Source organism: Micromonospora inositola (assembly GCF_900090285.1).
Taxonomy (GTDB): domain Bacteria; phylum Actinomycetota; class Actinomycetes; order Mycobacteriales; family Micromonosporaceae; genus Micromonospora; species Micromonospora inositola.
The window spans coordinates 1,028,642-1,053,901 of record NZ_LT607754.1; the positions used below are offsets into that span (position 1 = coordinate 1,028,642).

A 25,260-nucleotide genomic window follows, 5' to 3' on the forward strand; every position below is an offset into this window, starting at 1 on the left:
CAGGGTAGCGACCCCCGTTGAAGATCAGTGCCGCGGAGGCCGATCCCTGGTCGGGAGACCGATGCCGATCATGGCCAGCGTGCGGGCATCCAGCCGTCCGTCACCCAGCCCCAGCTCCACCACCGTCCGGTAGACCCGGTCGTCGCGGCGGGCCGCGCGGACCGCCGCGTCGACCACCCGCCGGCGCCGGGCCAGCCAGGCCGCCACCGAGCTGTGCCGCAGGTGGGTGCCGAGCCGCCGGCGCAGCGTGTCGGCGTACCGGCGGGCGGCCTGGCCCGGGGAACCGGCCGCCGCCGCGCCCGCGAGGGCGCCGGACCGCAGCGCGTAGAAGATGCCCTCCCCGGTGAACGGGTTGATCAGCGAGAGCGCGTCGCCGGCCAGCACCACCCGGCCCCGCCCCGGCGCCGGCCGATGGGTGGAGAGCGGCAGGTGGTGGGCCCGCAGCTCGATGACCGTCGCCGGGTCGGTGCCGGGCAGCAGGGCGGCGAGACGGTCCACCAGGTGGGCCCGGCTCACCGGCTCGCCGCGCAGCACCTCCCCGTACCCGACGTTCGCCCGGCCGTCGCCGATCGGGAAGGACCAGGCGTACGCCGGCCAGCGCCGCGCCGAGGTGACGATGAGCTGCTCGGGCGGACCGGGCAGCACCGGCGCGTACCCCCGGATGGCCAGCGCCAGGTGGCGGTCCGGGTTCACCGGGTGGCCGAGCGCCCGGCGGACCACCGAGCCCGCGCCGTCCGCACCCACCACCGCGCCTCCGGACAGCTCCCCGTCCAGCACCACCCGGTCGTCCCGGAGCTCCACCCGGCGCACCGTGTGCCGGCGCAGCTCCGCACCGGCCGCCACGGCCGCCGCCACCAGCCGGGCGTCGAAGACCTTGCGGGGCACCGTGTACGCGGGCCGGGGCAGCGCCCGGGCCACCGCCGCGCCGCCGGGGCCGACCAGCCGCAGCGCGGGCAGTGGGGCGTACCCGTCGACGGCGTCGGTGACGCCCAACTCGGCGAGGACGTCCAGCGCGTGCGCCGCGATTCCGTCGCCGCACGCCTTGTCCCGGGGAAAGTCGGCCCGGTCGAGCAGCAGCACGCGGGCCCCGGCCCGCCGGCCGGCCAGCGCGGCGGCGGCACCGGCCGGCCCCGCCCCGACCACGATCACGTCGAACTCGTCGCCCACGGCATCGCCTCCCGCCCCAGCCCGGCTCCCCTCCCGCCCATCCTGCCCCGCCACCCGCTCACCAACCCCGATGCCGCACCGGGGTGGGGGATTCGCCCGCGCGGGCGGCGCGCCACAGGCCGTAGAGGGCCAGGAGGGCGGCGGCTACCAGGGGTCCGCCGTCCCGGACCAGGCCGTCGACGCCGAGCAGCCACCAGCAGAGCGGCAGGTCGACGGCGAGTACGCCCAGGGTGATCGCGACCAGGAGCCGGCGGGCCCAGGCCCGGCCGCGCATCAGGAAGGCGGTGCAGAAGAGGACCAGGTAGCTGACGGCGATGCCGACGACGAACCAGAAGAGCACGGCCGGCACGGCGCGGATCCGCCCGTCCAGGATGGACCCGCCGGCGACCAGCGCCGGGACCAGCATCAGCGGGCTGTACGTGAACGCGGCGACCCGGCTGGTGAGCAGCCACCCGGTCACCGGCGTACGCTTCGGCGCGACCTCCCGCCAGGAGATCGTCCCGCCCTCCACGACCAGGGACTTCCGGTGCCGGACCAGGTGCCCGCCGACGGCGTCGGAGCGGTAGAGCAGCGCGACCACGGCCACGCAGAGCGCGGTGAGCAGCCCGAACCCCAGCAGGCCGGGCAGCGCCGGCACCCCTTCCCGGGGTACGACCAGCCGCCCCACCGCGAAGACGGTGGTGACCGCGAGGATCAGCCCGAAGGGTCGGGCCACGGTACGACCACGGTTGACGTGCCCGATGAGCACCAGGAAGCCGAGCGAGCGGAGCATCGCCCAGCCGGTGCGTACGGCCAGACCGAACTCCTGCTCCGGGGCGTACCAGTAATTGAGCAGCTCGACCACGACGGTGGCCGCCGCCGTGACGGCGAGCAGGGTGGTCAGCGCCCGGACGGCGGACGGCCGCCGGACCTCGGTGGTCTCGGCGGCCGTCCTCATGGGATCTGATGTTGCCCGGTACGGGCAACCGTCACACCTACTTCTGCGGCTGCGGCTGCTCCGCGTCGAGCCGGGCGCGCAGGGCGTCCAGCTCGGCCCAGAGGACGCCGGGCAGCTTGTCACCGAACTTCTCGAACCACTCGGTGACCAGCGGCAGCTCCTTGCGCCACTCCTCCGGGTCGACCTTGAGGGCGATCCGGACGTCCTCCGGGGTCATGTCCAGACCCTCGACGTCCAGGGCGTCCTGCGTCGGGACCATGCCGATCGGGGTCTCCACCGCGTCGGCGGTGCCCTCGATCCGCTCGACGACCCACTTCAGCACCCGGGAGTTCTCGCCGAAGCCCGGCCAGAGGAAGGAGCCCTCCGGGTCCTTGCGGAACCAGTTCACGTAGTAGATCTTGGGCAGCTTGGCGGCGTCGCCGTCGGCGCCCTTGCCCATCTCGATCCAGTGCCGGAAGTAGTCACCCGCGTGGTACCCGATGAACGGCAGCATGGCCATCGGGTCACGGCGGACCACGCCGACCGCACCCGAGGCGGCGGCGGTGGTCTCCGAGGAGAGCGTGGCACCCATGTAGACGCCGTGCACCCAGTCGCGCGCCTCGGTCACCAGCGGGACGGTGTCCCGACGTCGGCCGCCGAAAAGGATCGCGTCGATCGGCACGCCGTTCGGGTCGTAGTACTCGTCGGCCAGGATCGGGCACTGGGTGATCGGGGTGCAGAACCGGCTGTTCGCGTGGGAGGAGGTGTTCTCGCTCTCCGGCGTCCAGTCGTTGCCCTTCCAGTCGATCAGGTGCGCCGGCGGCTCACCCATGCCTTCCCACCAGATGTCGCCGTCGTCGGTGAGGCCCACGTTGGTGAAGACGGAGTTGCCGCGGTCCAGCGTCCGCATCGCGTTGGCGTTGGTCTTCCAGTCGGTGCCGGGCGCGACGCCGAACAGGCCGTACTCCGGGTTGACCGCGTAGAGCCGGCCGTCCTCGCCGAACCGCATCCAGGCGATGTCGTCGCCGATGGTCTCGACCTTCCAGCCCGGGATGGTCGGCTCCACCATGGCGAGGTTGGTCTTCCCACAGGCCGACGGGAAGGCCCCGGCGATGTGGTGGACCTTGCCCTCCGGCGAGGTGATCTTGAGGATCAGCATGTGCTCGGCGAGCCAGCCCTCGTCGCGCCCCATCACACTGGCGATCCGCAGCGAGTAGCACTTCTTGCCGAGCAGCGAGTTGCCGCCGTAGCCGGAGCCGAACGACCAGATCTCCCGGGTCTCCGGGAAGTGCGAGATGTACTTCGTCTCGTTGCACGGCCAGGCCACGTCCTGCTGACCCGAGGCGAGCGGGGCGCCGATGGAGTGCAGCGCGTGCACGAAGTCCGCCTCGTCGCCCATCGCCTCGAGCACCTTGGCGCCCATCCGGGTCATGATCCGCATCGAGGCGACCACGTACGGGCTGTCGGTGATCTCGACGCCGAACATGGGGCTCTCGGCCTCGACCGGGCCCATGACGAACGGGATGACGTACATGGTGCGTCCGCGCATCGAGCCGCGGTACAGCTCCGTCATCGTCCGCTTCATCTCGGCCGGCGCCATCCAGTTGTTGGTGGGGCCGGCGTCCGCCTCGTCGACGGAGCAGATGAAGGTGCGCTCCTCGACCCGGGCGACGTCCGTCGGGTCCGTCCGGGCATAGAACGAGTTGGGCTTCTTCTCAGGATTCAGCCGGATCAGGGTGCCGCTCTCGACAAGCTCGTCGGTGAGGCGGCGCCACTCCTCATCGGACCCGTCCACCCAGACCACCCGTTCGGGGGTGGTCAGTTCCGCGACCTCTCGGACCCACGCGAGCAGTTTGGGGTTGGACGTCGGGGCCTGATCGATACCCCGAACAGTAGCCGGAGCAACCATGTCACATCTCCTTGTGGTCGACGCTGACCGATGTATGGGGTGCACGAGTTCTGGCGAGCGAGTCGTCGCCTTCGTGGAAACCTGGGATTGGGCTCAGCGTAAACCGGGCTGCGCCGCCAGTCAGTGGGACTGGTTGTGAAGAACTGCACAAGGTACGGCCACGCTGCGGCATCGCGATCTAATACCCGCTTTCGCGCGCAGTTTCACGCAAATCCTGCGAGCAACCTCCGGCGGACGCCGGTCGCGAGGTCTGGTCCGGGGTGCACGATGAGCGGAAGCGCCCGCCGGTGCCGAGGGCGACGATTCGGCGATCCGATCCGCAATTCCGCCACGGCCGGTTACGCTCTGCTCACCGGACCACGGGAACGGGCGGGCGCGGGAAGCCGCCGGGTCCGGCTCGTCGTTGCTACCCGTCCGCGGTGCGGGCACCCGGTAGGCTCGGCGGGTGGCCGCGACGATGACCGGGGACCAACCGGGCGCTCCGCAGACCCGGCCGGGTCTGATCAGTTCCCTCCTCGACCGCTTCGGCCACCTCGTCCGCGAGTTGAGCAAGTTCGCCACGGTGGGCGGGCTCGCCTTCCTGGTGGACTTCGCGCTCTTCAACTACCTGGCCAGCGTCCGCCACATGCCGCCGATCGCCGCGAAGACCATCTCCACCGTGATCGCCGCGACCATGGCGTTCCTGGGCAACCGGTTCTGGACCTGGCGGCACCGCCAGCGCTCCAACCCCGCCCGCGAGTACGCGCTCTTCTTCTTCTTCAACGGGGTCGGCCTGGGCATCGCCGTCGCCTGCCTCGCGATCAGCCGCTACGGGCTGGGCAGCGTCTGGCCGGAGGTGTTCCAGACCCCGCTGGCCGACAACATCGCCAGCTTCATCGTCGGCACCGGTCTCGGGACGCTGTTCCGATTCTGGTCGTACCGGCGGTTCGTTTTCGTGGAAGCGGGAACTCCTCCCGTTCGGGAAACGAGCCACGACCGAGACTCCGGGGCGTGACCTACCGCCCACCTCGTCCCGCCGGGCCGAGCCGGCCCTGCCCACTGTCCTAAGGTGTTCCGCATGCGTCTGGTCCGTCTGCTGCCCGAGCGCTGGCAGAAGTTCATCCACGAGGCGCTCAAATTCGGCATCGTCGGCGGCATCAACACCGTCATCAATTACGCGGTGTTCAATGCGCTGGCACTGACCGTTTTTCGCGACGGGCAGCTCAAGGCGACGGTGATCGCGACCATCGTGGCCACCATCACCTCGTATCTGATGAATCGACACTGGACGTACCGGGATCGCCCCAAATCCGCCCTACGCCGCGAATACGTCCTGTTCTTCCTGTTCAACGCCACCGGCCTGATCATCGAACTCGGCGTCCTCGCCGGCGCGAAGTACGGCCTCGGCGTGACCAGCCTGCTGGCGCTGAACGTGGCGAAGACCGGCGGCGTGCTGCTGGCCACCATGTTCCGTTTCTGGTCGTACCGGACGTTCGTCTTCCAGCCGGTGCCGAAGCACGCGCAGGAGACCTGGCACAGCATCCCGCGTGACGAATGGGACACCATGGCGGAGATGGACCCGGTGGCCGAGCTGGCCGAGTCGGTCAGCGAGCTGGAGGAGTCCGAGCCCCCGCCCGGCGAGCGCCGCGACCGGACGGCCGGCCGCGGCGCCGCCGCGGAGTACGGCGCGCCGACCCAGGGTCGCCCCGCCACGGCGGACGCCGGGCTCGGCCGCATCCTCGACGCCGACCTGGACGCCGAGCTCGCCGCCGAACTCCACGCCGGCACCCGCCGCTCACCGCGCCGCTGACCCACCCACCGCCCGCGCCCGGCCCCGTCCCCGCCCGGCAGGGCGGGGACGGGGCAGGCGGCAGGGGTCAGGCGCTGGGGTCGTGAAGGGGTTTGCCGTCGCGCATGTCGGCGAGGATCTCGCGCATCTCGCCGTCGCCCAGGGAGTGCTTGTCGTGGTGGGCCTCGACCAGCTCGTAGAGCTTGGTCTGCACCCGGTCGACGTGGGGGACGTCGTTGAGCACCGACTGGCCGCGCTCGCCGGCCGACTCGATGGTCAGGGTCCCGCAGCCGAGCAGCCGCTCCAGGAAGCGCTGGTGCATCGAGTGGTCGTTGATCCGGGTCAGCGGGAGGTCCCGCCGGTTCCGGGAGAACACGCCCTCCTGGAGCAGCACCCGCTCGTTGGTGAAGAGGTAGTGCGTGGTGCGCCAGACCAGGAACGGCCAGAAGCCCAGCCAGAGCACCAGCGCCAGGCCGAGCGCGGCGATCGCGTAGAGCGCGATCGTGGCGCCGTCGCCGTCGGGCAGCAGGATCCAGCCCGCCACCACCGCCGCGACGGCGAGCACCAGCACCAGGATCGGGCGCAGCAGCGCCTTCCAGTGCGGGTGCAGGTGGAGCACGACGCGCTCATCCTCGGTGAGCACGTCTTCGGGGAACGCCACGGAAACCTCCTCGCAGAACAGGACGCGCTGACCGTAACCGGTCGACGCTCGCCCACGGATCAGCCGCACGGCGGTAAAGCGGGTCAGCGGACGTGCAGCACGTCGCCGGCGGCGAGGCGCAGCTGCCCCTCGGGTCCCTCGACCAGCAGCTGGCCGTCCGGGTCCACGCCGGTGGCGGTCCCCTTCACCTCGCGGCCGTCCGGCAGCAGCACCCGGACCTGGCGGCCGATGGTGGCGCAGCCGGCCAGGTAGGCGTCGCGAAGCCCGCTGGCCACCGCGTCGCCCCCGGCGTCGCGCCAGCGGTCGTACCAGTCGGCGAGCGAGCGGAGCAGGGCGCGCAGCAGCGGATCCCGGTCGGTCGCCGCCGCCCCGGCGAGCTGCAGTGAGGTGGCCGGCAGCCCGGTCGGGTTCTCCGGCAGCTCGTCGGCGCGGAGCGTGACGTTGAGGCCGATGCCGACCACGATGGCCGGCGGCTCGGTCGGGGCGGTGCCGGGTACCGCCTCGGCGAGCACCCCCGCGCACTTCGCGCCGTCGATCAGCAGGTCGTTGGGCCACTTCAGGCCCGCCTCCAGCTCAGCCAGCCGGGCCACCGCCTCGGCCAGCGCCACCCCGGCGAGCAGCGGCAGCCAGCCGTACCCGGCGGGTGGGACGGGCGACCAGCCGCGCTCCGGAACGGCCTCGCCGGGCCGGAGCAGGACGCTGGTCGCAATGCCGGCCCGGGGCGGCGACTGCCAGACACGGCCGCGCCGGCCCCGGCCGGCGGTCTGCCGCTCGGCGACCACCACCAGGCCCTCCGGCTCGCCGGCCCGGGCGGCGGAGACCACGTCGGCGTTGGTGGAGGCGGTCTCCGCGCGCAGCTCCAGCCGGCGCCACGGGCCGTGCGGGGCGACCAGCGCGCGCCGCAGCCGGGCCACCGACAGCGGCGGGCGGTCCAGATCGGTGTACGGCGAGCCGGCCATCCCGCCAGCCTACGGCCCCGGCCTTCCGGCGTCGGCCGGATGCCGGCCGGAGCCCGGTGAGGCGCACTGCACAGCGGTGGTCGCCTGAACCATCGTTATATTCCCTGGGTGACTACCGAGACCGGGATCAACATCCACAGCACCGCGGGCAAGCTGGCGGACCTGGACCGTCGGGTCGACGAGGCGGTGCACGCCGGGTCGGCACGCGCGGTCGAGAAGCAGCACGCGAGGGGCAAGAAGACCGCGCGGGAGCGGATCGAGATGCTGCTCGACGAGGGCTCCTTCGTCGAGCTGGACGAGCTGGCCCGGCACCGGTCCACCAACTTCGGGCTGGAGAAGACCCGCCCGTACGGCGACGGCGTGGTGACCGGCTACGGCACCGTGGACGGCCGGCAGGTCTGCGTCTTCGCCCAGGACTTCACCGTCTTCGGCGGCTCCCTCGGCGAGGTCTTCGGCGAGAAGATCGTCAAGGTGATGGACCTGGCCATGAAGATCGGCTGCCCGGTGGTCGGCATCAACGACTCCGGCGGCGCACGCATCCAGGAGGGCGTGGCGTCGCTGGGCCTCTACGGCGAGATCTTCTTCCGCAACGTCCGGGCCAGCGGCGTCATCCCGCAGATCTCGCTGATCATGGGCCCGTGCGCGGGCGGCGCGGTCTACTCCCCGGCGGTCACCGACTTCACCGTGATGGTCGACCAGACCTCGCACATGTTCATCACCGGCCCCGACGTGATCAAGACGGTCACCGGCGAGGACGTCGGGATGGAGGAGCTGGGCGGCGCGCGTACCCACAACTCGCGCAGCGGCAACGCGCACTACCTCGGCAGCGACGAGGAGGACGCGATCGAGTACGTCAAGGCGCTGCTGTCGTACCTGCCGTCGAACAACCTGGACGAGCCGGTGGTGTTCGAGGCGCCGGCCGACCTCGACATCACCGATGAGGACCGGGAGTTGGACACGCTGATCCCGGACTCGGCCAACCAGCCGTACGACATCCACCGGGTCATCGAGCACGTCCTGGACGACGGGGAGTTCCTGGAGGTCCAGCCGCTCTACGCGCAGAACCTGGTGGTCGGCTTCGGCCGGGTCGAGGGGCGCCCGGTCGGCGTGGTCGCGAACCAGCCGATGCACTTCGCCGGCACCCTCGACATCGCCGCGTCGGAGAAGGCCGCCCGGTTCGTACGGACCTGCGACGCGTTCAACATCCCGGTGCTGACCTTCGTGGACGTCCCCGGGTTCCTCCCCGGCACCGGCCAGGAGTGGGACGGCATCATCCGCCGCGGCGCGAAGCTCATCTACGCGTACGCCGAGGCGACCGTCCCGAAGGTCACCGTGATCACCCGCAAGGCCTACGGCGGCGCGTACGACGTGATGGGCTCGAAGCACCTCGGCGCGGACCTGAACTTCGCCTGGCCGACCGCGCAGATCGCGGTGATGGGCGCGCAGGGCGCGGTGAACATCCTCTACCGCTCCGAGTTGGCGAACGCCGACGACCCGGCCGCCGTCCGGGCCGAGAAGATCGCCGAGTACGAGGACACCTTCGCCAACCCGTACATCGCCGCCGAGCGCGGCTACGTCGACTCGGTGATCCCGCCGCACGAGACGCGTACCCAGATCGTCCGGGCGCTGCGGGTGCTACGCACCAAGCGGGAGACCTTGCCCCCGAAGAAGCACGGCAACATCCCGCTGTAGCGGCCCGGCGAGAGGTCCCCGCGTCCGCCGTGGACGCGGGGCTCCCGCTCAACAGGGCGGTTTCGCGGCCCCGCACATCCGGCGCGCGGCGGTCCGGCCCAACGTTGTCAGGTCGGCGTAGCTCAGGCCGGGGCCGCGACGGATGCCGTCGACCGTGTCCTTGAGCGTGTCCGGGCCGGTCGCGATCACGGTGACCAGGTCACCGACCCGCACCACCATGGTGACCTCGATCGGCGGCGTCGGCGACACCACCTTCCCGTCGGCGCGGCTGCGTGGCGCGAGCGACACGTGGCGCAGTATCACCGACTCGTCACCGGCGAAGTCGGTGATCGGCGTCTCCCACCGGTGCGTGCTCACGGTCAGCACCGTTCGGCCGGCCAGGACCGCTGATCCGGTCTGCTGCCACTCGGCACAAGCGTCGGTCAGCAGCGAGACCGCACCGAAGAGCAGGCGGCCCCGGTCCGGGTCGATGCGGTAGACGTCCTGGGTGAGCACCGGGCCCGGTGCCGCCGTCCGGTCGGCCGCCGCCCGCAACAGCGTCTGCGACCGCGAATAGCGGGAGGTGGGTCCGGTCGACGGGACCCCGCGCTCGCGGCCGCACGACTCCAGCACCGGGTCGACCCGTACCGTCTCCCCCAGGCCGCTCTCGCTGAGTCGCACACCGGTCTTCAGCGGCACGTCTCGCGCGGTGAGCAGGGTCTGCGGCGGGATCTCGGCCGGCGCGGCGGTCACCGTCGGCGCGGGGGCGGCGACCGGCGGTGCCAGGGTCGTCGGCCGCCCGGCCGTCGCGTACGCGGAGCCCGACAGCACCGCGAGCACGGCGGTCCCCGCCACCACCGCCGCACGTCGGCTGCGGCGGCGCGCCCGGGCGCGAATCTCCTCCGGCTCGGCCCAGCGGACCGCGGCCATGTCCCGGTGCAGCCGATCGACCAAACTCAGGTCCTCGGACATCAGGCCTCCTCCAGGTCAGAGACGGCGAGCAGGCCGGCGAGCGCGGCGCGCCCCCGGGAGAGCCGGGCCTTCACGGTGCCCACCGGCGCCTCGGTCTCCCGGGCCACATCGGCCACCGGCATGCCGAGCAGGTAGTAGAGCGCGATGGCGGTGCGCTGCTCCTCGGGCAGCCGGCGGAGCGCTTCCACCACCGCAACCGTGTCGGTGCTCGGGGCGGGGCTGGTCTCCTCGACGCCGTGCCGCAGGTAGGCGCGGGCCCGGCTGCGCAGGCTGCGCCAGCGGCTCACCGCGATCCGGCTGGCGACCACCCGCAGCCAGGCCTCCGGGTCGTCGTACTCGCGCACCGTCGACCAGCGCTGCCAGGCCCGGATGTACGCCTCCTGCACGGCGTCCTGGGCCTCGGCGAGGTTCCCGGTGAGCACGTAGACGAAGCCGAGCAGTCGTTGCCGGCTGCCCCGGTAGAACTCGTCGAACCCGTCGACGTCCGACACCCTGGTACCTCCCCCGTGGCGGTCGCAGGGGAGACGCCTGGCGTCGGGCCCGCGGTTGCCGGTCAGCCGATCATTTTCTCCAGCTCGACGCGGGGGAAGCTCCCGGCCGGGATCCGCTCGCGCACCGCCCGCCGCACGGCGAGCTGGACGGCCGCGTTCGCCGGCGTCGGCACGCCGTGCAGCCGGCCGAGGAGCACGATCTCGCCGTTGAGGTGGTCGGCCTCGGCGGAACCCGCGCCCCGCGCCAGGCTCTGCCAGGTGGAGCCGCCGGCCCGTTCCTCGCCGTCGACCGGCCGGTGCCGGACCTGGTCGCCGCGCTCGGCCGCCTCCTCCTCGGGCGAGGTGTGCGCGATCCCGGCCGCGGCGAGCGCCGTTACCCCCTCGGCCCGGACCCGCTCGGCGAGGCCTTCCGGCACGTCCCGGCCGAGCAGCGCCTGCAGGCCGTTGCCGAGGTTGCTCAGCAGCTTGCCGTACTTCCAGCGCATGACGTCGTCGCGGACCGGGGCGACGAACCCGGCGGCGGTCAGGTCGGCGGCGACCGCCCGGCTGGTGTCGTCCGACCCGGACGGGTAGCGGCCCAGCTGCAGCATCCCCGGGTGCGGGTGGCCGTTGGCGACGACCACACCGGGCTCCAGGTGGGTGGCGGGCAGCCAGACGCAGACCGGGTGCACCCGGGCGACGAGCCGCAGCGCGGCCCGCTCGTTGGCCACCCCGTTCTGGGCGACGAGCAGCGGCAACCGCTCCCCCGCCGTGCCGCCGCCGTCGACCGGCGCGTCCACCCAGGCGGCCAACGCCGCCTCGGTGTCCTGCGACTTCACCGTCAGCACCAGCACGGTGTCGGCCGGCAGCGGCGCCGCCGGCGGCCCGCCGGCGGCCGACCCGCGCCAGGTCACCGTCGCGTCCGGGGAGCGCAGGGTCAGCCCGCGGTCCCGGATCGCGTCCAGGTGCGCGCCGCGGGCCACCAGCACCACGTCGCGGCCGGCCTCCCCCAGCCGTACGCCAATGGTGCCGCCGACCGCGCCCGCCCCGATGATCACGTATCGCATCTGTCCGATTCTGCCCGTCGCCGGGTCATCCCGCCGCGGCGAGGTGGCAGAGCCACCGTTTGCCGGTCGGCGTGACGTCGCGTTCCCGGCCGAGCAGGGTGAAGCCCACCCCGCGCAGCAACTCCCCGACCTCCTCGGCGCGGTACCGGGCGAAGAACCGGTCGGCGTTCTCACCCGGCCACCGCTGCCAGGACTCCCCGTCGCCCTCCTGGAGGCTGAGCAGCAGCGGACCGCCCGGCCGGAGCACCCGGCGCATGTCCGCCAGCGCCGCCGACGCGGCCGCCTTGGGCAGGTGCAGCAGCGCCGCCGAGCACCAGACCCCGCCGAAGACCCCGGCCCGGAACGGCAGCCGGAGCAGGTCACCCTGCACGAGTGGGGCCTGGACCCGGGTGCGCGCGGCCCGCAGCATCGCCGCGGACAGGTCGAGCCCGACCGCCGCCACTCCCCGTCCGGCCCAGAAGGCGAGGTCCCGGCCCGGGCCGCAGCCCAGATCGAGCAGTGGCCCGTCGGCGCGCCGCTGGAACTCGTCGGCGAACGCCAGGTAGGGGGCGGGCACGTCGGGATTGCGGGCGGCGAAGTCCTCGGCGATCCGGTCGTACGCGGCCCGGTTCCGGGCGATCACCTCGTCCATGCCGAGGCAGCCTAACCGCGGGTCCGGATCGCGGCTGCCCCCTCGACCGGGGTCCCCCGTCCGTCGGCGGGTTGCCCGGTCTGTCAGAAGGTCAGGCCGGCGTCGGTCAGGATCGGGCCGGCGAGCAGCAGCGCGCCGACGCCCAGGGCGGCCAGGCTGATCAGGGCGAAGACGGTCACCCAGAACAGCGCCGGGAACGGCGTCAGCCGGGCGAGCTGGTCGGCGTCGGACTCCGGCATCCGGCCCCGGCCCCGCAGCCTTTGCAGCTCCACCACCGGTCGTACGCCCCCGAGAAGCAGGAACCAGACGGAGGTCCAGGCGAAGGCGGCCTGCACCTGCGGGGAGGCGTACCAGGAGACGGCGAGCACCACCCCGCCGGTGACCAGCAGCGAGAGCACCCCGAAGACGTTGCGGATCAGCACCAGCATGGCCAGCAGCAGCGCCACGGCCACCCAGAGCAGCAGGGTGATCCGGTTGCCGGCGAGCAGCCAGGCGCCGGCGAGGCCGACCAGCGAGGGGGCGACGTACCCGGCGAGCAGGGTGAGGATCATCCCCGGGCCGCTGGGCCGGCCGGCGGAGAGGGTGAGCCCGGAGGTGTCCGAGTGCAGCCGGATGCCGCGCAGCCTCCGGCCCGTCAGCAGGGCCATCAGCGCGTGGCCGCCCTCGTGCGCGATGGTGACCGCGTTACGGGCGATCCGCCAGGGCAGCCGGGTGGCGACGACCACCAGCGCGACGGCGGCGGTGAGCAGGACGAGCAGCGGCGGCGGGTCGGGCTGCGCGCCGAGGAGCTTGTCCCAGAGGGTGGTCAGGCCGTCGATCAGGGGCATGGGCGGGGAGCCTACTCGCTGATCGGGTGTCGTTTCCGGGGCGCGGGCTCGTATGGTGTGAAACTGATCGGGTGGTGATCGGAGCGGGAGGTGAACGCCGATGAGCGCGGCACCGTCTCCCGCCGGCTGGCCAACGCCGCCGAATCGGCCGTCGAGGACCGGGTGGCCAAGGCGGGCGAGACGCTGACCCTGACCGAGCCCTTCCGCTGGCAGATCGACCCCGCCGCCCTCCGCTGACCGTCATTCGATCAGCCACCCAGGCGACGACGGCCATCTATGAAGAATTCTTTAAGCCCCCTTGCGATCTAGGGCGGTTACCTCCAATGATGGGCGTCAATCAGTTGCCGTCCCGGGAGGCATCAATGGCCAGTACCAGACTCTCCGTACGCCGGCTCATCGCCGCCGGCCTCACCGTCGCCGCCACCGCGGCCGCGGCCCTCGTAGCGACCGCCGGACCGGCCGCCGCGGCAACCACTCCCGGCATCGACGTCTCGCGCTACCAGGGCTCGATCAACTGGACGAGCGTCCGCAACGCCGGCATCCAGTTCGCCTTCATCAAGTCCACCGAGGGCACGAGCTACAAGGATCCCAACTTCAACGCCAACTACGTGAACGCCTACAACGCCGGCGTGATCCGCGGGGCGTACCACTTCGCCCGGCCCAACATCTCGGCCGGCTCGACCCAGGCGAACTACCTCGCCAGCAACGGCGGTGCCTGGTCGGCGGACAGCCGCACCCTGCCCGCCGCGCTCGACATCGAGGCCAACCCGTACAGCGGCGGCTACTGCTACGGCCTGACCACCTCCGGCATGCGGAGCTGGATCCAGAGCTTCCTCACCACCTACAAATCCCGCACCGGCCGGTACGCGGTCATCTACACCACCACCAGCTGGTGGAACCAGTGCACGGGCAGCTGGACGAGCCCGTGGGCCAACCACCCGCTCTGGCTGGCCCGCTGGTCCAGCACCCCCGGCGCCCTGCCCGCCGGCGCCTCGGTCTGGAGCTTCTGGCAGTACACCAGCAGCGGCAGCGTCTCCGGGATCAGCGGCAACGTCGACCGCAACTACTGGAACGGCGACCGGAGCCGACTGATCGCCCTGGCCAACAACACCTGATCCCTGACGACCGGTCGGCGGCAGCGGGATCGGCTATCACCCTCGGTCGATAGCTGGTCCGGCTGCCGCCACCGTCGTCCCTGCGTCGGTCACGCCCTCCGTCGGGCGCCGACCGGCACGGGAACCGTGCCCTCTCCGGCCAGGGTGCTCCGCCGCGTCAGACGCCAGGCGGCCACCCCGGCGACGGTGACGGCCACGACACCGAGCAGCGCGACCAGCGCGGAGATGCCGGCGCTCACCAGCAGCAGGACGATGTCCCCGAGCGCGACCAGCATCCACAGTGCCAGTCGGGGCCGGGTGTCCTTGCGTCGGTAACTCATGTCGTACCTCCTTCCGGCGTCGCGGGATCAGTACCCCGTCCGACGGAAGGCCATGCGAATCACTTTCGGACCGGCACGAACCCATCCGCGATGATCTTGAAGTTGGGCTCGTTCGCCGCCCAGTCCGCCGCAGGGCAATCCCAGCGGATCGCGTAACCCTTGTCGGGCGCGGTCACGAAGCCCCGGTTGCGGACGTGCGTCCGCCGACCGTTCTCGTTGTAGATCCACTCCCAGTCGGCGGCCTCGTCCCAGTAGTCCACCGAGCCGATCTTCACCAGCTGGTAGCCGGAGTAGCTGCCCCGACGACGCCGCTCCTGATCCCGCCAGTCCGCCTCGGCATCCTTGAGCGGCCGCGTCGTCTGGTCGATCAGCAGGGAGCGGCCCTTGCCGTCGGAGAAGCGAACCCGCCAGTCCTCCGGCCCCGATCCGAAGTGCTGGCGATAGTTCAGTCTGAACCCGGGCGGCACCGGCACCGAGAAGCCGCTCTGATCCCTGTGCAACGTCCAACCCGCTGGCAGAGCCGTACCCGGCGAGGCGCTCGCCGACGGGGTCACGCTGGGCGCGGCGCTGGACGGGGCCGGCGCGGCCGGCTCCGAGGTGGCAGCGGCCGGCGGCCCTTCCGAGGCGGCGGTGGTGGCGCCGGCCTGCTGGCCTCCGCCGTCGTTCGGGTCGCCGCCCTTGTTCAGCAGCGGCACGGCCACCACGAGCGCGACCAGTAGGAGCGCGATCAGCACGCCGATCAGCAGGTTGCGGCGCTTGTGGTCCGGCCGCATGCCGGGAACGACGGTGGCACGGCCGGTTGACGGTGCCGGGCTCACCGGCGCCGGCATCACCGAGGTGGGGTTCGCCGGCTTGCCCGGCGGAGGCGCATCCACCCGGGTGTCGTCGGCCGCCGCAGGAGCCGCCGCGTCCACACGGGTGTCGTTGGCGACGGGCGGCGGTCCGTCCACGCGGGTCTCGTCGAGAGCCGGCGCCGGGGCCTCGACCTTCGCGGTCGGCTCGGCGTCCGAGGTGGACACCGGCGGGTCGACCTTGGCGGTCGGGGCGGCGGCCGACCCGATGGGAGTGTTGGCGGCGGCGTCGGCCGCGAGCGCGGTGCCCACGGCAGCGGCAGTGGCCGTACCCGCATCGGGTTTGCGCGGGGCCGGCGCGCCCGCCGGCCGGTCGGCGCGCACGGCGGGCGGGCGCGGCGCCGGCACCAGCGGCGGGCGCGGCTCGCGCGGACCGTTCGGCCCCGGCCGGCGTACGCCGTCCAGCAGCGAGATCCCCTTGGCGCGCTTGCCCCCGGCCTTGCGGAGCAGGCGCTCGGCCACCTCGGCGGTGATCCGCTCGGCCGGGTCCTTGCGGAGCAGGCCCTGCAGGACCGGCTTGAGCGGCCCGGCGTTCTTCGGCGGCGGCAGCGGCTCGGTGGCCAGCGCGGCCAGGGTGGCGATAGCGGACGGTCGGGCGTACGGCGACTTGCCCTCCACGGCCGCGTAGAGGGTCGCGCCCAGCGACCAGAGGTCGGCCTCCGGCCCGGCGGTGCCGTCTCTGGCCCGCTCCGGCGCGATGTACGCGGGCGAGCCGAGGACCATGCCGGTGCGGGTCACGTTCGGGTCGCCGGGGATGGTGGCCAGACCGAAATCGGTCAGCACCACCCGGCCGTCGTCACCGAGCAGCACGTTGCCCGGCTTGACGTCCCGGTGCATCACGCCCGCCTTGTGCGCGGCCTTCAACGCGCCCAGCACGCCGAGGCCGATCTCGATCGCCTTGGCCGACGACACCGGGCCGTCCTCGGCGAGGGTGTCCTGCAACGATTTGGACGGCACGTACTCCATGACGATCCACGGATCGCCGTCGGTGCGTAGCACGTCGAAGATGCGGACCACGTTGATGTTGTTGAGCCGGGCGATGGCCCGCGCCTCCCGCAGGGAGCGTTCCCGCATCTCGCGGCGCTCCTCCGGGGTGAGGCTGGGCGGTGGAACGAGCTCCTTGATGGCAACGTCCCGGTGCAGCACCTCGTCGCGCGCCTTCCACACCCGACCCATGCCGCCCTGGCCGAGCGGCGAGATGAGCCGGTACCGGTCGGCGACGAGTTGGGGAAGCGCGTTCGACATCGGTGAGACGGTACCCGGCAGGCGCGGGCGTCACACCGCCGGCACGCCACTGTGCGGCGAAGGTCAAGTTCTCGACGCGTACCCTGAGGTCATGTCTGCCGAAGAGCCGCTGTTCCGGATCGTCCGCGGCGTGCCGAACGCCGAGGAGTTGGCCGCCCTCGTCGGCGCCATCGTCGTCCGGACCCGCCCAGCCGCCGCCCCCGCGCCGGTCGCCGTGTCGGCATGGGCGCGCAGCGGCCGGCCGGCCGGCGCGACGCCCGCCGCGGGTCCCGGCGCGTGGCGCGCCTCCGGCCTCCCCCGCTGACCTTCCCGGGTACGGCGGTCCTGAGTGGGAAGAAGTTCGTCGGGACTGCCGAGATCGCGCCGCAGCCATTAACCTCACTCAGGGAAACGGTGTGGTGACGGGCAGGAGGGCCGATGATCCCCGAGGAGGACCGGCCGGCGGGCTGGCTGCGTGACTACGCCAGCATCGAGGCCGACATCCGACAGATGCGGGAATTCGCCGACCGACTCCAGGCCGAGGTCGAGCGGAACTACGCCCCCCACCTGTCGTACATCGCGGACGACATGAAGGCCCCGATCCCCAACCCGGCCGACGCGTTCATCGAGCTGGTGCAGTTCCTCCAAGCGCACCACGAAACCCAGCAGGCCACCGCTCAGGTGGTCTGGGGGATGGCCCCCGCGACCGGCCGGCTGGCCCAGGCGGCCGGCACGATCGCCGACGACTACGCCGACTCGGACGCGTTCTCGTCCGCCCGGGTGGCCGACGTCGAACGCGCCCTGGCCGGTCCCTCCGCAACAACGGCACGCCCCCTGCCCGCGCTCCCCGATCCGACCGGGCCGGAGAGCGGGCGGGTGGTGCTGCCGTGATCGAGCGGGGCAGCGGCCGGACGTCCGGCCTCACCGACTGGCGGCTGATGGACGTGCTCAGCATGTGGGCCTGCCTCCAGGACCACGACACGGCAGGGCACTGGAAACAGGTCGCCGGTTGGCGCAAGGTCTGCGACCTCGCGCTGACCCACCTCAGCCGCCTACAGGAGTACCGCCGCGGGCTAGCCGCGGCGTGGCCGCCGGAGACCAACGCCGCCGCCCGCGCGTACATCGGCGAACTGGACCAGCTCATCGACAAGGTCCAACGCACCCACGACGCGGCCGCCGCGAACTACGACGCGCTCGCCGCCGCGACCCGCGCCATCGGCAGCACCCACGCTGAGCTTGAGCCGCTCTACCGGGAGTACGCGACCAAGCTCCAGCAGAAGCAGGCGTACGAGGCGACGGTCGCCGATCCGAAGGCGGTGGCGGGCAGCCGGCTACCGGCGCAGCCACCGGTGACCGACGCGGACCTTGAGCGGCTGAATGTGCAGGCGCGGGGCCTGATGACGGGACTCAGCGGCGAACTCCAACAAGCCCAGGTCATGCTCCGCACGCCGCCCGCTCCACCTCGTCGGCCAGGCATCCAGCCGAACGATCCCGATGTCTACGGGAGTAACCCTCCGACCCCAATCATTCCGCCAATCGTGCCGGTGCCGATCGCGGCGTCCGGCACGGCGCACTCGCCGGAGCGAATGTCGAGTGCGAACCGACGGGAAGCGACCCCAACCGCTCCGAGGGTTGGGCCGGCGGTCGGGGCCGGACCTGTACTCGGCGCGGCCGCTCCCGGGCTCGCACCGCCTCCTCTCAGCGCTGGGTTGTCAGGCATGGCGGCACCGCTCCCGCCCACTTCCGCCCCACCTGTCGGTGGCCTCGGGCTGCCACCGGCACTGCCGCCGGTTACTGCCGCACCGGGCCGAGTTGGTACACGTGGCCCGGTGGATGGACGCTCGAGCTCAGTAGGTAAGCCGGTCGGAGGCGCAACTGGGCTGCCGCACACCACACCACCACGGCCACTCCCGCCAGGCGGACTAATCGGTGAGACCCCAGGTCTGGGACTTGGCCAACCTGGCAGGGCCGCGGTCCCGCCCCGTCGGGTCAACCCAATCGGAGGCGTGATCGGAGGCGGCGGCGCCGGCACCGCACCGACCGGTGCCGCCGGTTCCCGTCCCGGGGCCGGTCGCGGGCCGGCAGGTGTCCACGGGTCTCCGCCGATCGGCGGCGCCCCCAGCATGGGGGGTGGCCCTTACGGAACGAGCCCTGCGTCCGGACGGCCGGGGCGTCGAGAGCAAATTGACGACGAGTCGCGTCGTTGGGACCCGGATAACCCGTGGGAGACCGACAAGGGGGTGCCCCCTGTAGTACGCCCCCCGGACGGGGAGGGTCCGATAGACCCGGGCCCCGCCATCGGCTTCGGCCGGTGAGGCGGCAGGTCATCCGTGCAGCTCTCGCCGCACTAGCTGTGTCGGCGCTAGGACTGCTGGCGGTTTGTCCCGCTCACGCCGCTCCTCGCCCCGGTGGCCTTACACAGATTCGTGGAGACCAGTGGCACCTCACCTACCTCAAGGTGGCCGAGGCGCATCGGATGAGCCAGGGCGAGGGCATTGTCGTTGCTGTTCCAGACACTGGAGTGGATCCACACCCCGATCTGATCAACAACCTTCTCATCGGAACCGACATCGTCCAAGGCGGCAGCGGCGACGGTCATGGAGACCACAACAGCCACGGCACCTCGATGGCCGGCCTGATAGCGGCGCATGGCAGAGGCGAACATTTCGGTGCGCTTGGCATCGCACCGAAGGCCAAGATCCTCCCGATCATGTCATCTTTAGCTGACAATCGAGGGGAGGCCGATGATCTAGCCGCAGGTATCGAATACGCTGCCCGCCACGGAGTTGACGTAATCAGCATTTCCAGTGCTGGCGGTTCCAGCGTGCGCCTCATCCAAGCGATTAACGCCGCGCTGGCCGCAAACATCATCGTCGTTGCAGGAGTCGGCAACAGACCAGAAGCCTCCTCGGTCGGTTATCCAGCCTCTCATGAAGGAGTCATCGCGGTCGGCGGCATCGACAGAGCCGGTGAGCACGCAGCCGTTTCGGTGACCGGCCCTGACATTGATGTTGTGGCACCAGCAGTGGATATCTACAGCACGAGCTACGGCGGGAAATACTCAAAGGGGTCTGGTACATCCGGCGCCACAGCGATTGTTGCTGGCGCCGCCGCTCTGATCCGGTCCAAGTACCCGAATCTTCCCGCCCAAGAGGTCGCGCACCGGCTCACCGCCACCGCTGTCGACAAAGGGCCGCCCGGACGCGACGACGAGTACGGCTACGGCGTCATCGACCTCGTCGCCGCTCTGACGGCGGACGTACCCCCGCTCGGCTTCGAATCCGTGTCGGCTACCAACACGACGGCAACGACGGCCGCTGAGCCGGCCGCGAGTGATGCCGGGGACGGCGATGCGACGGCCCGCGCACTGGCCGCGCTGGGTGTGCTGGCGGCGGCGGGCGGCGGTTACCTGATCTGGCGGCGTCGTCGACGTGCCGACGACCCGCCGCCGCGGATCAGCCGGTAGCGTCGATCAGGTGCTGAACTCCGTACCGCCACGTCTCGTGCTCGCCTCGCAGAGTCCCGCTCGCCGCAAGCTGCTCCAGGCCGCCGGGATCGAACCCGACGTGCTGGTGAGCGGGGTGGACGAGTCCCAGGTGGTGAGTGACCGGGCCGAGGATCTGTGCCTGGAGTTGGCCCGGCTCAAGGCGCAGGCGGTGCTGGGTCGGCTGCGGTCGACGCCGGACGAGCGGACGCTGGTGCTGGGGTGCGATTCGGTGCTCGCGTTCGACGGGGAGATCCTCGGCAAGCCGGCCGACGCGGCGGACGCTACCCGACGGTGGGAGCGGATGCGGGGGCGCAGCGGTGTGCTGCACACCGGGCACTGCCTGATCGACGTCACCCGCGAGGCGCGGGCGGAGGGGGTGGGCTCCACCACCGTGCACTTCGCCGACATCAGCGACGAGGAGATCGCCGCGTACGTGGCGACGGGCGAGCCGCTGGCCGTGGCGGGGGCGTTCACCATCGACGGGTTGGGCGGCGCGTTCCTGACCGGGATCGAGGGTGATCCGGGCACGGTGGTCGGGCTCAGCCTGCCGCTGCTGCGCAACCTTCTCGGCGAGTTGGAGCTGAGCGTGACTGCCCTGTGGACGAAGGTCGCGCCGGGGGGCCAGGAGATCGAGCATCTCGGCTAACGTCCGGTCATGAGCACGAAGCCGCTGCCGCTGACCCCGGAACTGCACGCCTACCTCGTCGCGCACGGGTCCGCCCCTGATGAGATCGTCCGTGAGCTCACCGAGGAGACCAGGGCGGCGCTGCCCGACCAGGCCACCATGCAGGTCGCACCCGAGCAGGCCGCGTTCCTGACCTTCCTCACCCGGCTGCTCGGGGTTCGGCAGGCGGTGGAGGTCGGCACCTTCACCGGCCTCTCCTCCCTGGCCATCGCGCGGGGGCTGGCCGACGGCGGCCGGCTCACCTGCTTCGACATCTCCGAGGAGTACACCAGCATCGCCCGCCGCTACTGGGTCCGCGCCGGCGTCGACGACCGGATCGACCTGCGCATCGGGCCGGCCGGGGAGACGCTGCGGGAGCTGCCCCGGGAGCGGTACCTGGACTTCGCGTTCATCGACGCGGACAAGGTCGGCTACCCGATCTACTGGGACGAGCTGGTGCCGCGGATGCGTCCGGGCGCGGTGGTCGCGGTCGACAACACGCTGCGCGGCGGCCGGGTACTCGCCCCGCAGAACGCCGACGACCGGGCGATCGCCGCGTTCAACGACGAGATCCTGGCCGACGTCCGGGTGGATGTGGTGATGCTGCCGATCGCCGACGGCGTCACGCTCGCCCGGGTGCGCTGAAGCCGCCCGCGACGGAGTTGATCAAGCCGGGGTGACGCCTCGGATGCCGCCATCTCGGCGAGACGGAGTCGATCAAACCGCCGCGCCAGAGATGACAGCCTGACCGTACGCCCGGGCTCAGGCGGGGATCGGGACGGGGGCCTGGTCGTCGGTGGGGCGGGCGGCGCGCAGGGCGCGGCCGAGCCGCACGGTGAGCAGCGCGGCCGCCGCGATGAAGGCGGGCAGCAGCAGGAAGGCCAGGTGCGGACCCACCCCGTCGGCCACCCACCCCAGCGCTACCGGCGCGATGCCGAAACCCACCCCCATCGAGTACGACGCCCAGCCCGCCGCCTTGTCGGCGGCCGGCCCGGCGACGGCGAGCGCGATGGAGATCGCCAGTGGGTAGTGCAGGGCGTTGCCCAGGCCGAGCACGACCAGTCCGGTGACGGCGAGCCAGCCCATCGGGGCGATCCAAAAGAGGGCGAAGCCGGCCAGCGACACGGTCAGCGCCGCCAGCAGCAGCGGCACCGGCGGCCAGCGCAGGGCGAAGCGGCCCCCGGCCAGCCGGCCGACGAACATCCCGCAGACGATCGCGGCGATCGCCGCCGACGCGCTACCGGCGCTCAGCCCGGCGTGGCTGCGCAGCACGTCGGCGGTCCACAGCGACAGGCACACCTCGATCGAGCCGGTGACCGCCATCAGCACCCAGGCGATCCAGTACGCCCGGGGCAGCCGGTCCGCGGCGGTCACCCCGACGGGTCGGTCGGCAGCCGCGGCAGCGGGGGCGGCGTGCGGGAGGCGTACCCGGAAGGTCAGGGCGGCGAGGGCGACCAGCGCGATCAGCCCGACCTCGACGGCCATCACCGGCCGCCAGCCGAGGCCGGCGTCGACGGTGACGCCGATGACCAGCGGGGCGAGGATGCCCATGCCGGCGCAGGCGGCGTTGGCCTCGGTGAGGGCGGCGGGGGCGGCATCGCCGTGGCGGGCGGTCAGCACGACGCTGACACCGCTGATCACCATCATGCCGAAGGTGGCGATCACCGCCACCGAGGCGATGGTCGCCGCCAGCGGGTGCAGGAGGCCGAGCGCGGTGACGCCGGCGGCCACCCCGGCAAGGCCGAGCCAGATGGTGGGGCCGCGGCCGAGGCGGCGGGCGACCGGCGCGAAGATCGCCCCGCCGAGCAGCGCGCCGACCGCGATGCCGGTGCTGTGCAGGCCGGCGACGGCGGCGCTGGTGCCCTGCTCGTCGCGGAGCAGCGGTACGACCGGGCCGAACCCGTAGAGAAAGAAGCCCCACAGCCCCAGCTGAGCGTAGGTCAGCTGGGTGATCTTGTCATGGGTGAGGCGGGGCACTGGCCTTACGCTACAAGCGTCGGACCGGTGCCCCGCCCCGGATGAGAGGCAGGTCTCTCCTCTCAGCGGACGCTGCGGGCGAACTGCCGGGCGGCCCAGACCACGCCGGCGATGGCGAGCACCGCGGTGATGGTCAGCCCCTGCCAGACCTTGTCGTTGCTGAGGTCGCCGGCGAAGAGCGCCCGGGTGCCGTCGACCGCCCAGGAGAACGGGTTCCAGTCGGCGATGCCCTGCAGCCAGCCGGGGGCGAAGGTGAGCGGCAGCAGGATGCCGGAGAGCAGCAGCACCGGCTGGGCGACGGTGTTCATCAGCGGGGCGAGCGCGTCCTCGCTCTTGACCTTGAGCGCGACGCCGTACGACACGGCCGAGGTCATCAGCGCGATCAGGGCCAGCATCAGGTACGCCAGCAGCAGGTCCCCGATGAAGACGCGCAGGTCGAACAGGAGCGCGAGCAGGGTGATGATGACCGCCTGCACGATCAGCGAGACCACGTCCCGCAGCGAGCGGCCGAGCAGCAGGGCGAGCCGGCTGACCGGGGTGACCCGGGACCGTTCGATCACCCCGGCGCGCAGCTCGGCGATCAGGCCGAAGCCCTGGAACAGGCCACCGAAGATGGCCAGCAGCACGAGCAGGCCGGGTACGAAGATCTTGTAGGCCGCCGCCTGGGTGGGCGCGTTCAGCGCCGGCTTGAGCAGCGGGGCGAAGAGCAGCAGGTACATCACCGGTTGGAAGACGCCGACGAAGACCCAGACCGGGTTACGCAGCAGCAGTTGGATCTGGCGCTCGAAGATGAGCCAGGTGTCGCGGAGGAGCTTCATGGTCGTGTCTCCGGTTCTCAGGACTCGCGCAGCGAGCGGCCGGTCTTGGTGAGGAAGACGTCGTCGAGGCTGGGGCGGTGCAGCTCGATGGAGCGCAGGTCCAGCCCGGCGTGGTCGAGGCGGCGCAGCACCTGCGGGATGGCGGTGGCGCCGTCCTCGACGTAGAGGCGCAGACCACCCTCCTCGCCGGTCTCCAGCTTGTTGACGTACGGCTCGGCGTCGAGCAGTTTGGCCGCCTGCGGGGCGGCGGCGGCGTCGAGGCCGACGAGCACCACGTCGCCGGAGATCTCGCGCTTCAGCTCGGCCGGGGTGCCCTCGGCGACCACCTCGCCGTGATCCATGATCGCGATCCGGTCGCAGAGCGCGTCCGCCTCGTCGAGGTAGTGCGTGGTGATGAAGACGGTCATCCCGTCGGCCCGCAGTCGGCGGATCTCGTCCCACATGTGCGCGCGGCTCTGCGGGTCGAGGCCGGTGGTCGGCTCGTCCAGGAAGACGATCTTCGGCTCGTGGATGATGCCGAGGGCGATCTCGACGCGCCGGCGCTGACCGCCGGAGTAGGTCTTGCACTTGCGGTCGGCGTACTCGGTGAGCTGGAAGGCGTCCAGGGCGCGGGCGGCACGGCGGTGCGCCTCGGCCTTGCCGATCCCGTAGAGCCGGGCGTGCAGGACCAGCTCCTCACGGGCGGTGGACTCGTCCCAGGTGCTGCCGCCCTGGGCCACGTAGCCGATCCGGCGGCGCACCTCGGCCGGGTCCGTGCGCAGGTCGGCGCCGGCGATGGTGGCCTCACCGCCGTCCGGCTCGATGAGGGTGGCGAGCATCCGCAGGGTGGTCGTCTTGCCGGCGCCGTTGGGGCCGAGGAAGCCGAAGATCTCCCCTTCCGCCACCTTGAGGTCGACACCTCTGACGGCGTCCACCGTCTTCGTCTCGCGACCCGCCCGGGAGCGGAACGACTTCCGCAGCCCCCTGGTCTCGATCATTTCTGCTCCTGGTCGTCCGGGCCGGCGCGCCGGCCGTTCTCGCCTGGGGACGACGCCGGACGGCGCGCTCCCCCCGTTGTGCGGCTCAGGCTAACGCGATATAGCGTTTGTAGTCAACGTTGATTATTGCGTGGAGAAGTCACCCGGTTCGGCGGTCCGCTGCTGCCGCTCGACCCAGTTCTCCCCGCCGACCAGTCCAGCAGGCAGGTACGACACTCCGGACTCGATCCGCTCGACGATCCGCTCGCACCAGGCGATCTCCGCCTCCGAGCGGGCCGACCAGAGTTCGAAGATCCAGCCCACGTGCACCGGCCGGGTCGTCCGCATCCACTCGGAGTCGATCGCCGCCCGCATCGACTCGGCGCCGGCACGCAGCAGCATCGCCCGGTTCCGCAGGGCCGCCGCCGCCTCCTCGCGGGGCAGGGCCGGCAGGAAGGAGAAGGCCGCGGTGAACGGATCGGTTGGCTCCTGCAACTGCCACCACAGTCCGCGCAGCAACGTCTCGAACTCGTCCGCGCCCTTCTCGGTGATCTCGTACGTGGTCCGGGCCGGCCGGCCGCCCACCTGTTCGGTGGCGACCGCGCGGAGCAGCCCTTCCTCGGTCAGCTTCCGCAACGCGTGGTAGACCGAGCCGGGCTGGATGTTGGCCCACTTGTCCGCGCTCCAGCTCAGCAACTCGCGGCGCACGTCGTAGCCGTGCACCGGCTGCATCCACTTGACCAGCCCGAGAATCATCATCCGCGTCGCCGACATCGGACAAGCGTAATAAACAAGTTTGACTAGTGCTCGCCGTTCGAGTGCGGCATCCC

At 72.0% G+C, this 25,260-nt stretch carries 26 protein-coding genes; 10 read left to right on the plus strand and 16 right to left on the minus strand.

Translation table 11 applies throughout. The features are described 5' to 3' along the window. Positions 1-24 precede the first annotated feature (24 nt). From GA0070613_RS04820 to GA0070613_RS04830, 3 genes are read right to left on the minus strand one after another with little or no spacing between them, the layout of a single operon-like run. The gene (locus tag GA0070613_RS04820; RefSeq protein WP_089011184.1) at positions 25-1,167 is read right to left on the minus strand and encodes a geranylgeranyl reductase family protein; all 1,143 of its coding nucleotides are present in this window, start codon (positions 1,165-1,167) and stop codon (positions 25-27) included. 58 nt (positions 1,168-1,225) lie between these two features. Then, positions 1,226-2,104 carry a hypothetical protein gene (locus GA0070613_RS04825; protein WP_089011185.1) on the minus strand — a complete coding sequence of 293 codons (879 nt, stop codon included), beginning with the start codon at positions 2,102-2,104 and terminating at the stop codon, positions 1,226-1,228. Between the two features lie 37 nt (positions 2,105-2,141). Further along, positions 2,142-3,992 carry a phosphoenolpyruvate carboxykinase (GTP) gene (locus GA0070613_RS04830; RefSeq protein WP_089011186.1) on the minus strand — a complete coding sequence of 617 codons (1,851 nt, stop codon included), beginning with the start codon at positions 3,990-3,992 and terminating at the stop codon, positions 2,142-2,144. Positions 3,993-4,449: 457 nt separating this feature from the next. Between GA0070613_RS04830 and GA0070613_RS04835 the strand changes: the two genes are divergently transcribed. Beyond that, positions 4,450-4,986, plus strand: a complete 537-nt coding sequence (locus GA0070613_RS04835) for a GtrA family protein (protein WP_089015758.1) — start codon at positions 4,450-4,452, stop codon at positions 4,984-4,986. A gap of 63 nt (positions 4,987-5,049) precedes the next feature. Next, positions 5,050-5,781: a GtrA family protein gene (locus GA0070613_RS04840; RefSeq protein ID WP_089011187.1), complete on the plus strand. Its 732-nt coding sequence runs from the start codon at positions 5,050-5,052 to the stop codon at positions 5,779-5,781. Positions 5,782-5,848: 67 nt separating this feature from the next. Here GA0070613_RS04840 and GA0070613_RS04845 read toward each other — a convergent pair whose 3' ends face one another. Both GA0070613_RS04845 and GA0070613_RS04850 read right to left on the minus strand, forming a co-directional pair. After that, entirely contained in the window at positions 5,849-6,421 is a 573-nt protein-coding gene (locus GA0070613_RS04845) for a PH domain-containing protein (protein ID WP_089015759.1), read from the minus strand. A gap of 83 nt (positions 6,422-6,504) precedes the next feature. Continuing rightward, on the minus strand, positions 6,505-7,380 hold the full coding sequence (locus GA0070613_RS04850; RefSeq protein WP_089011188.1) for a biotin--[acetyl-CoA-carboxylase] ligase: 876 nt from the start codon (positions 7,378-7,380) through the stop codon (positions 6,505-6,507). Between the two features lie 108 nt (positions 7,381-7,488). Here GA0070613_RS04850 and GA0070613_RS04855 point away from each other — a divergent pair, with 108 nt between their 5' ends. Continuing rightward, entirely contained in the window at positions 7,489-9,072 is a 1,584-nt protein-coding gene (locus tag GA0070613_RS04855; RefSeq protein ID WP_089011189.1) for an acyl-CoA carboxylase subunit beta, read from the plus strand. Between the two features lie 48 nt (positions 9,073-9,120). On the opposite strand, the gene GA0070613_RS04860 is transcribed toward GA0070613_RS04855, so the two are convergent. From GA0070613_RS04860 to GA0070613_RS04880, 5 genes are all read right to left on the minus strand, one after another. Further along, positions 9,121-10,023 carry a hypothetical protein gene (locus GA0070613_RS04860; protein ID WP_089011190.1) on the minus strand — a complete coding sequence of 301 codons (903 nt, stop codon included), beginning with the start codon at positions 10,021-10,023 and terminating at the stop codon, positions 9,121-9,123. After that, the gene (locus tag GA0070613_RS04865) at positions 10,023-10,514 is read right to left on the minus strand and encodes a SigE family RNA polymerase sigma factor (protein ID WP_089011191.1); all 492 of its coding nucleotides are present in this window, start codon (positions 10,512-10,514) and stop codon (positions 10,023-10,025) included. The genes GA0070613_RS04860 and GA0070613_RS04865 overlap by 1 nt, the downstream gene beginning before the upstream one ends. A gap of 62 nt (positions 10,515-10,576) precedes the next feature. After that, complete coding sequence (locus tag GA0070613_RS04870; RefSeq protein ID WP_089011192.1) at positions 10,577-11,560, minus strand: ketopantoate reductase family protein; 984 nt, start codon at positions 11,558-11,560, stop codon at positions 10,577-10,579. A 25-nt stretch (positions 11,561-11,585) separates the two neighbouring features. Continuing rightward, positions 11,586-12,191, minus strand: a complete 606-nt coding sequence (locus GA0070613_RS04875; protein WP_089011193.1) for a class I SAM-dependent methyltransferase — start codon at positions 12,189-12,191, stop codon at positions 11,586-11,588. A gap of 83 nt (positions 12,192-12,274) precedes the next feature. Next, on the minus strand, positions 12,275-13,018 hold the full coding sequence (locus tag GA0070613_RS04880; protein ID WP_089011194.1) for a M50 family metallopeptidase: 744 nt from the start codon (positions 13,016-13,018) through the stop codon (positions 12,275-12,277). 90 nt (positions 13,019-13,108) lie between these two features. Between GA0070613_RS04880 and GA0070613_RS33220 the strand changes: the two genes are divergently transcribed. Both GA0070613_RS33220 and GA0070613_RS04885 read left to right on the plus strand, forming a co-directional pair. Continuing rightward, positions 13,109-13,255, plus strand: coding sequence for a hypothetical protein (locus GA0070613_RS33220; RefSeq protein WP_231929671.1), 147 nt, complete (start codon positions 13,109-13,111; stop codon positions 13,253-13,255). A gap of 125 nt (positions 13,256-13,380) precedes the next feature. Further along, positions 13,381-14,133 (plus strand): GH25 family lysozyme, encoded by a 753-nt coding sequence (locus tag GA0070613_RS04885; RefSeq protein WP_089011195.1) that lies wholly within the window; start codon positions 13,381-13,383, stop codon positions 14,131-14,133. Between the two features lie 89 nt (positions 14,134-14,222). Here GA0070613_RS04885 and GA0070613_RS04890 read toward each other — a convergent pair whose 3' ends face one another. Further along, entirely contained in the window at positions 14,223-14,453 is a 231-nt protein-coding gene (locus tag GA0070613_RS04890; RefSeq protein WP_089011196.1) for a hypothetical protein, read from the minus strand. Positions 14,454-14,512: 59 nt separating this feature from the next. After that, the gene (locus GA0070613_RS04895) at positions 14,513-16,549 is read right to left on the minus strand and encodes a serine/threonine-protein kinase (protein WP_089011197.1); all 2,037 of its coding nucleotides are present in this window, start codon (positions 16,547-16,549) and stop codon (positions 14,513-14,515) included. A 91-nt stretch (positions 16,550-16,640) separates the two neighbouring features. Between GA0070613_RS04895 and GA0070613_RS04900 the strand changes: the two genes are divergently transcribed. The 5 genes from GA0070613_RS04900 to GA0070613_RS04925 all read left to right on the plus strand — a co-directional run bounded on the left by GA0070613_RS04900 (position 16,641) and on the right by GA0070613_RS04925 (position 21,324). Next, entirely contained in the window at positions 16,641-16,853 is a 213-nt protein-coding gene (locus GA0070613_RS04900) for an acyl-CoA carboxylase subunit epsilon (protein WP_089011198.1), read from the plus strand. A gap of 113 nt (positions 16,854-16,966) precedes the next feature. Then, positions 16,967-17,419, plus strand: coding sequence for a hypothetical protein (locus GA0070613_RS04905; protein WP_089011199.1), 453 nt, complete (start codon positions 16,967-16,969; stop codon positions 17,417-17,419). 1,585 nt (positions 17,420-19,004) lie between these two features. After that, complete coding sequence (locus GA0070613_RS04915) at positions 19,005-19,994, plus strand: S8 family serine peptidase (RefSeq protein WP_089011201.1); 990 nt, start codon at positions 19,005-19,007, stop codon at positions 19,992-19,994. Between the two features lie 10 nt (positions 19,995-20,004). Continuing rightward, a complete protein-coding gene (locus GA0070613_RS04920; protein ID WP_089015760.1) occupies positions 20,005-20,661 on the plus strand; it encodes a Maf family protein in 657 nt (218 codons plus the stop codon). Between the two features lie 9 nt (positions 20,662-20,670). Further along, the gene (locus GA0070613_RS04925) at positions 20,671-21,324 is read left to right on the plus strand and encodes an O-methyltransferase (protein ID WP_089011202.1); all 654 of its coding nucleotides are present in this window, start codon (positions 20,671-20,673) and stop codon (positions 21,322-21,324) included. 117 nt (positions 21,325-21,441) lie between these two features. Here GA0070613_RS04925 and GA0070613_RS04930 read toward each other — a convergent pair whose 3' ends face one another. From GA0070613_RS04930 to GA0070613_RS04945, 4 genes are all read right to left on the minus strand, one after another. Continuing rightward, entirely contained in the window at positions 21,442-22,656 is a 1,215-nt protein-coding gene (locus GA0070613_RS04930) for an MFS transporter (protein WP_089011203.1), read from the minus strand. Positions 22,657-22,718: 62 nt separating this feature from the next. After that, positions 22,719-23,474, minus strand: a complete 756-nt coding sequence (locus tag GA0070613_RS04935; RefSeq protein ID WP_089011204.1) for an ABC transporter permease — start codon at positions 23,472-23,474, stop codon at positions 22,719-22,721. A gap of 17 nt (positions 23,475-23,491) precedes the next feature. Beyond that, positions 23,492-24,451, minus strand: a complete 960-nt coding sequence (locus GA0070613_RS04940) for an ATP-binding cassette domain-containing protein (RefSeq protein WP_089011205.1) — start codon at positions 24,449-24,451, stop codon at positions 23,492-23,494. Between the two features lie 123 nt (positions 24,452-24,574). Next, on the minus strand, positions 24,575-25,204 hold the full coding sequence (locus GA0070613_RS04945; RefSeq protein ID WP_231929672.1) for a PadR family transcriptional regulator: 630 nt from the start codon (positions 25,202-25,204) through the stop codon (positions 24,575-24,577). Positions 25,205-25,260 lie beyond the last annotated feature (56 nt).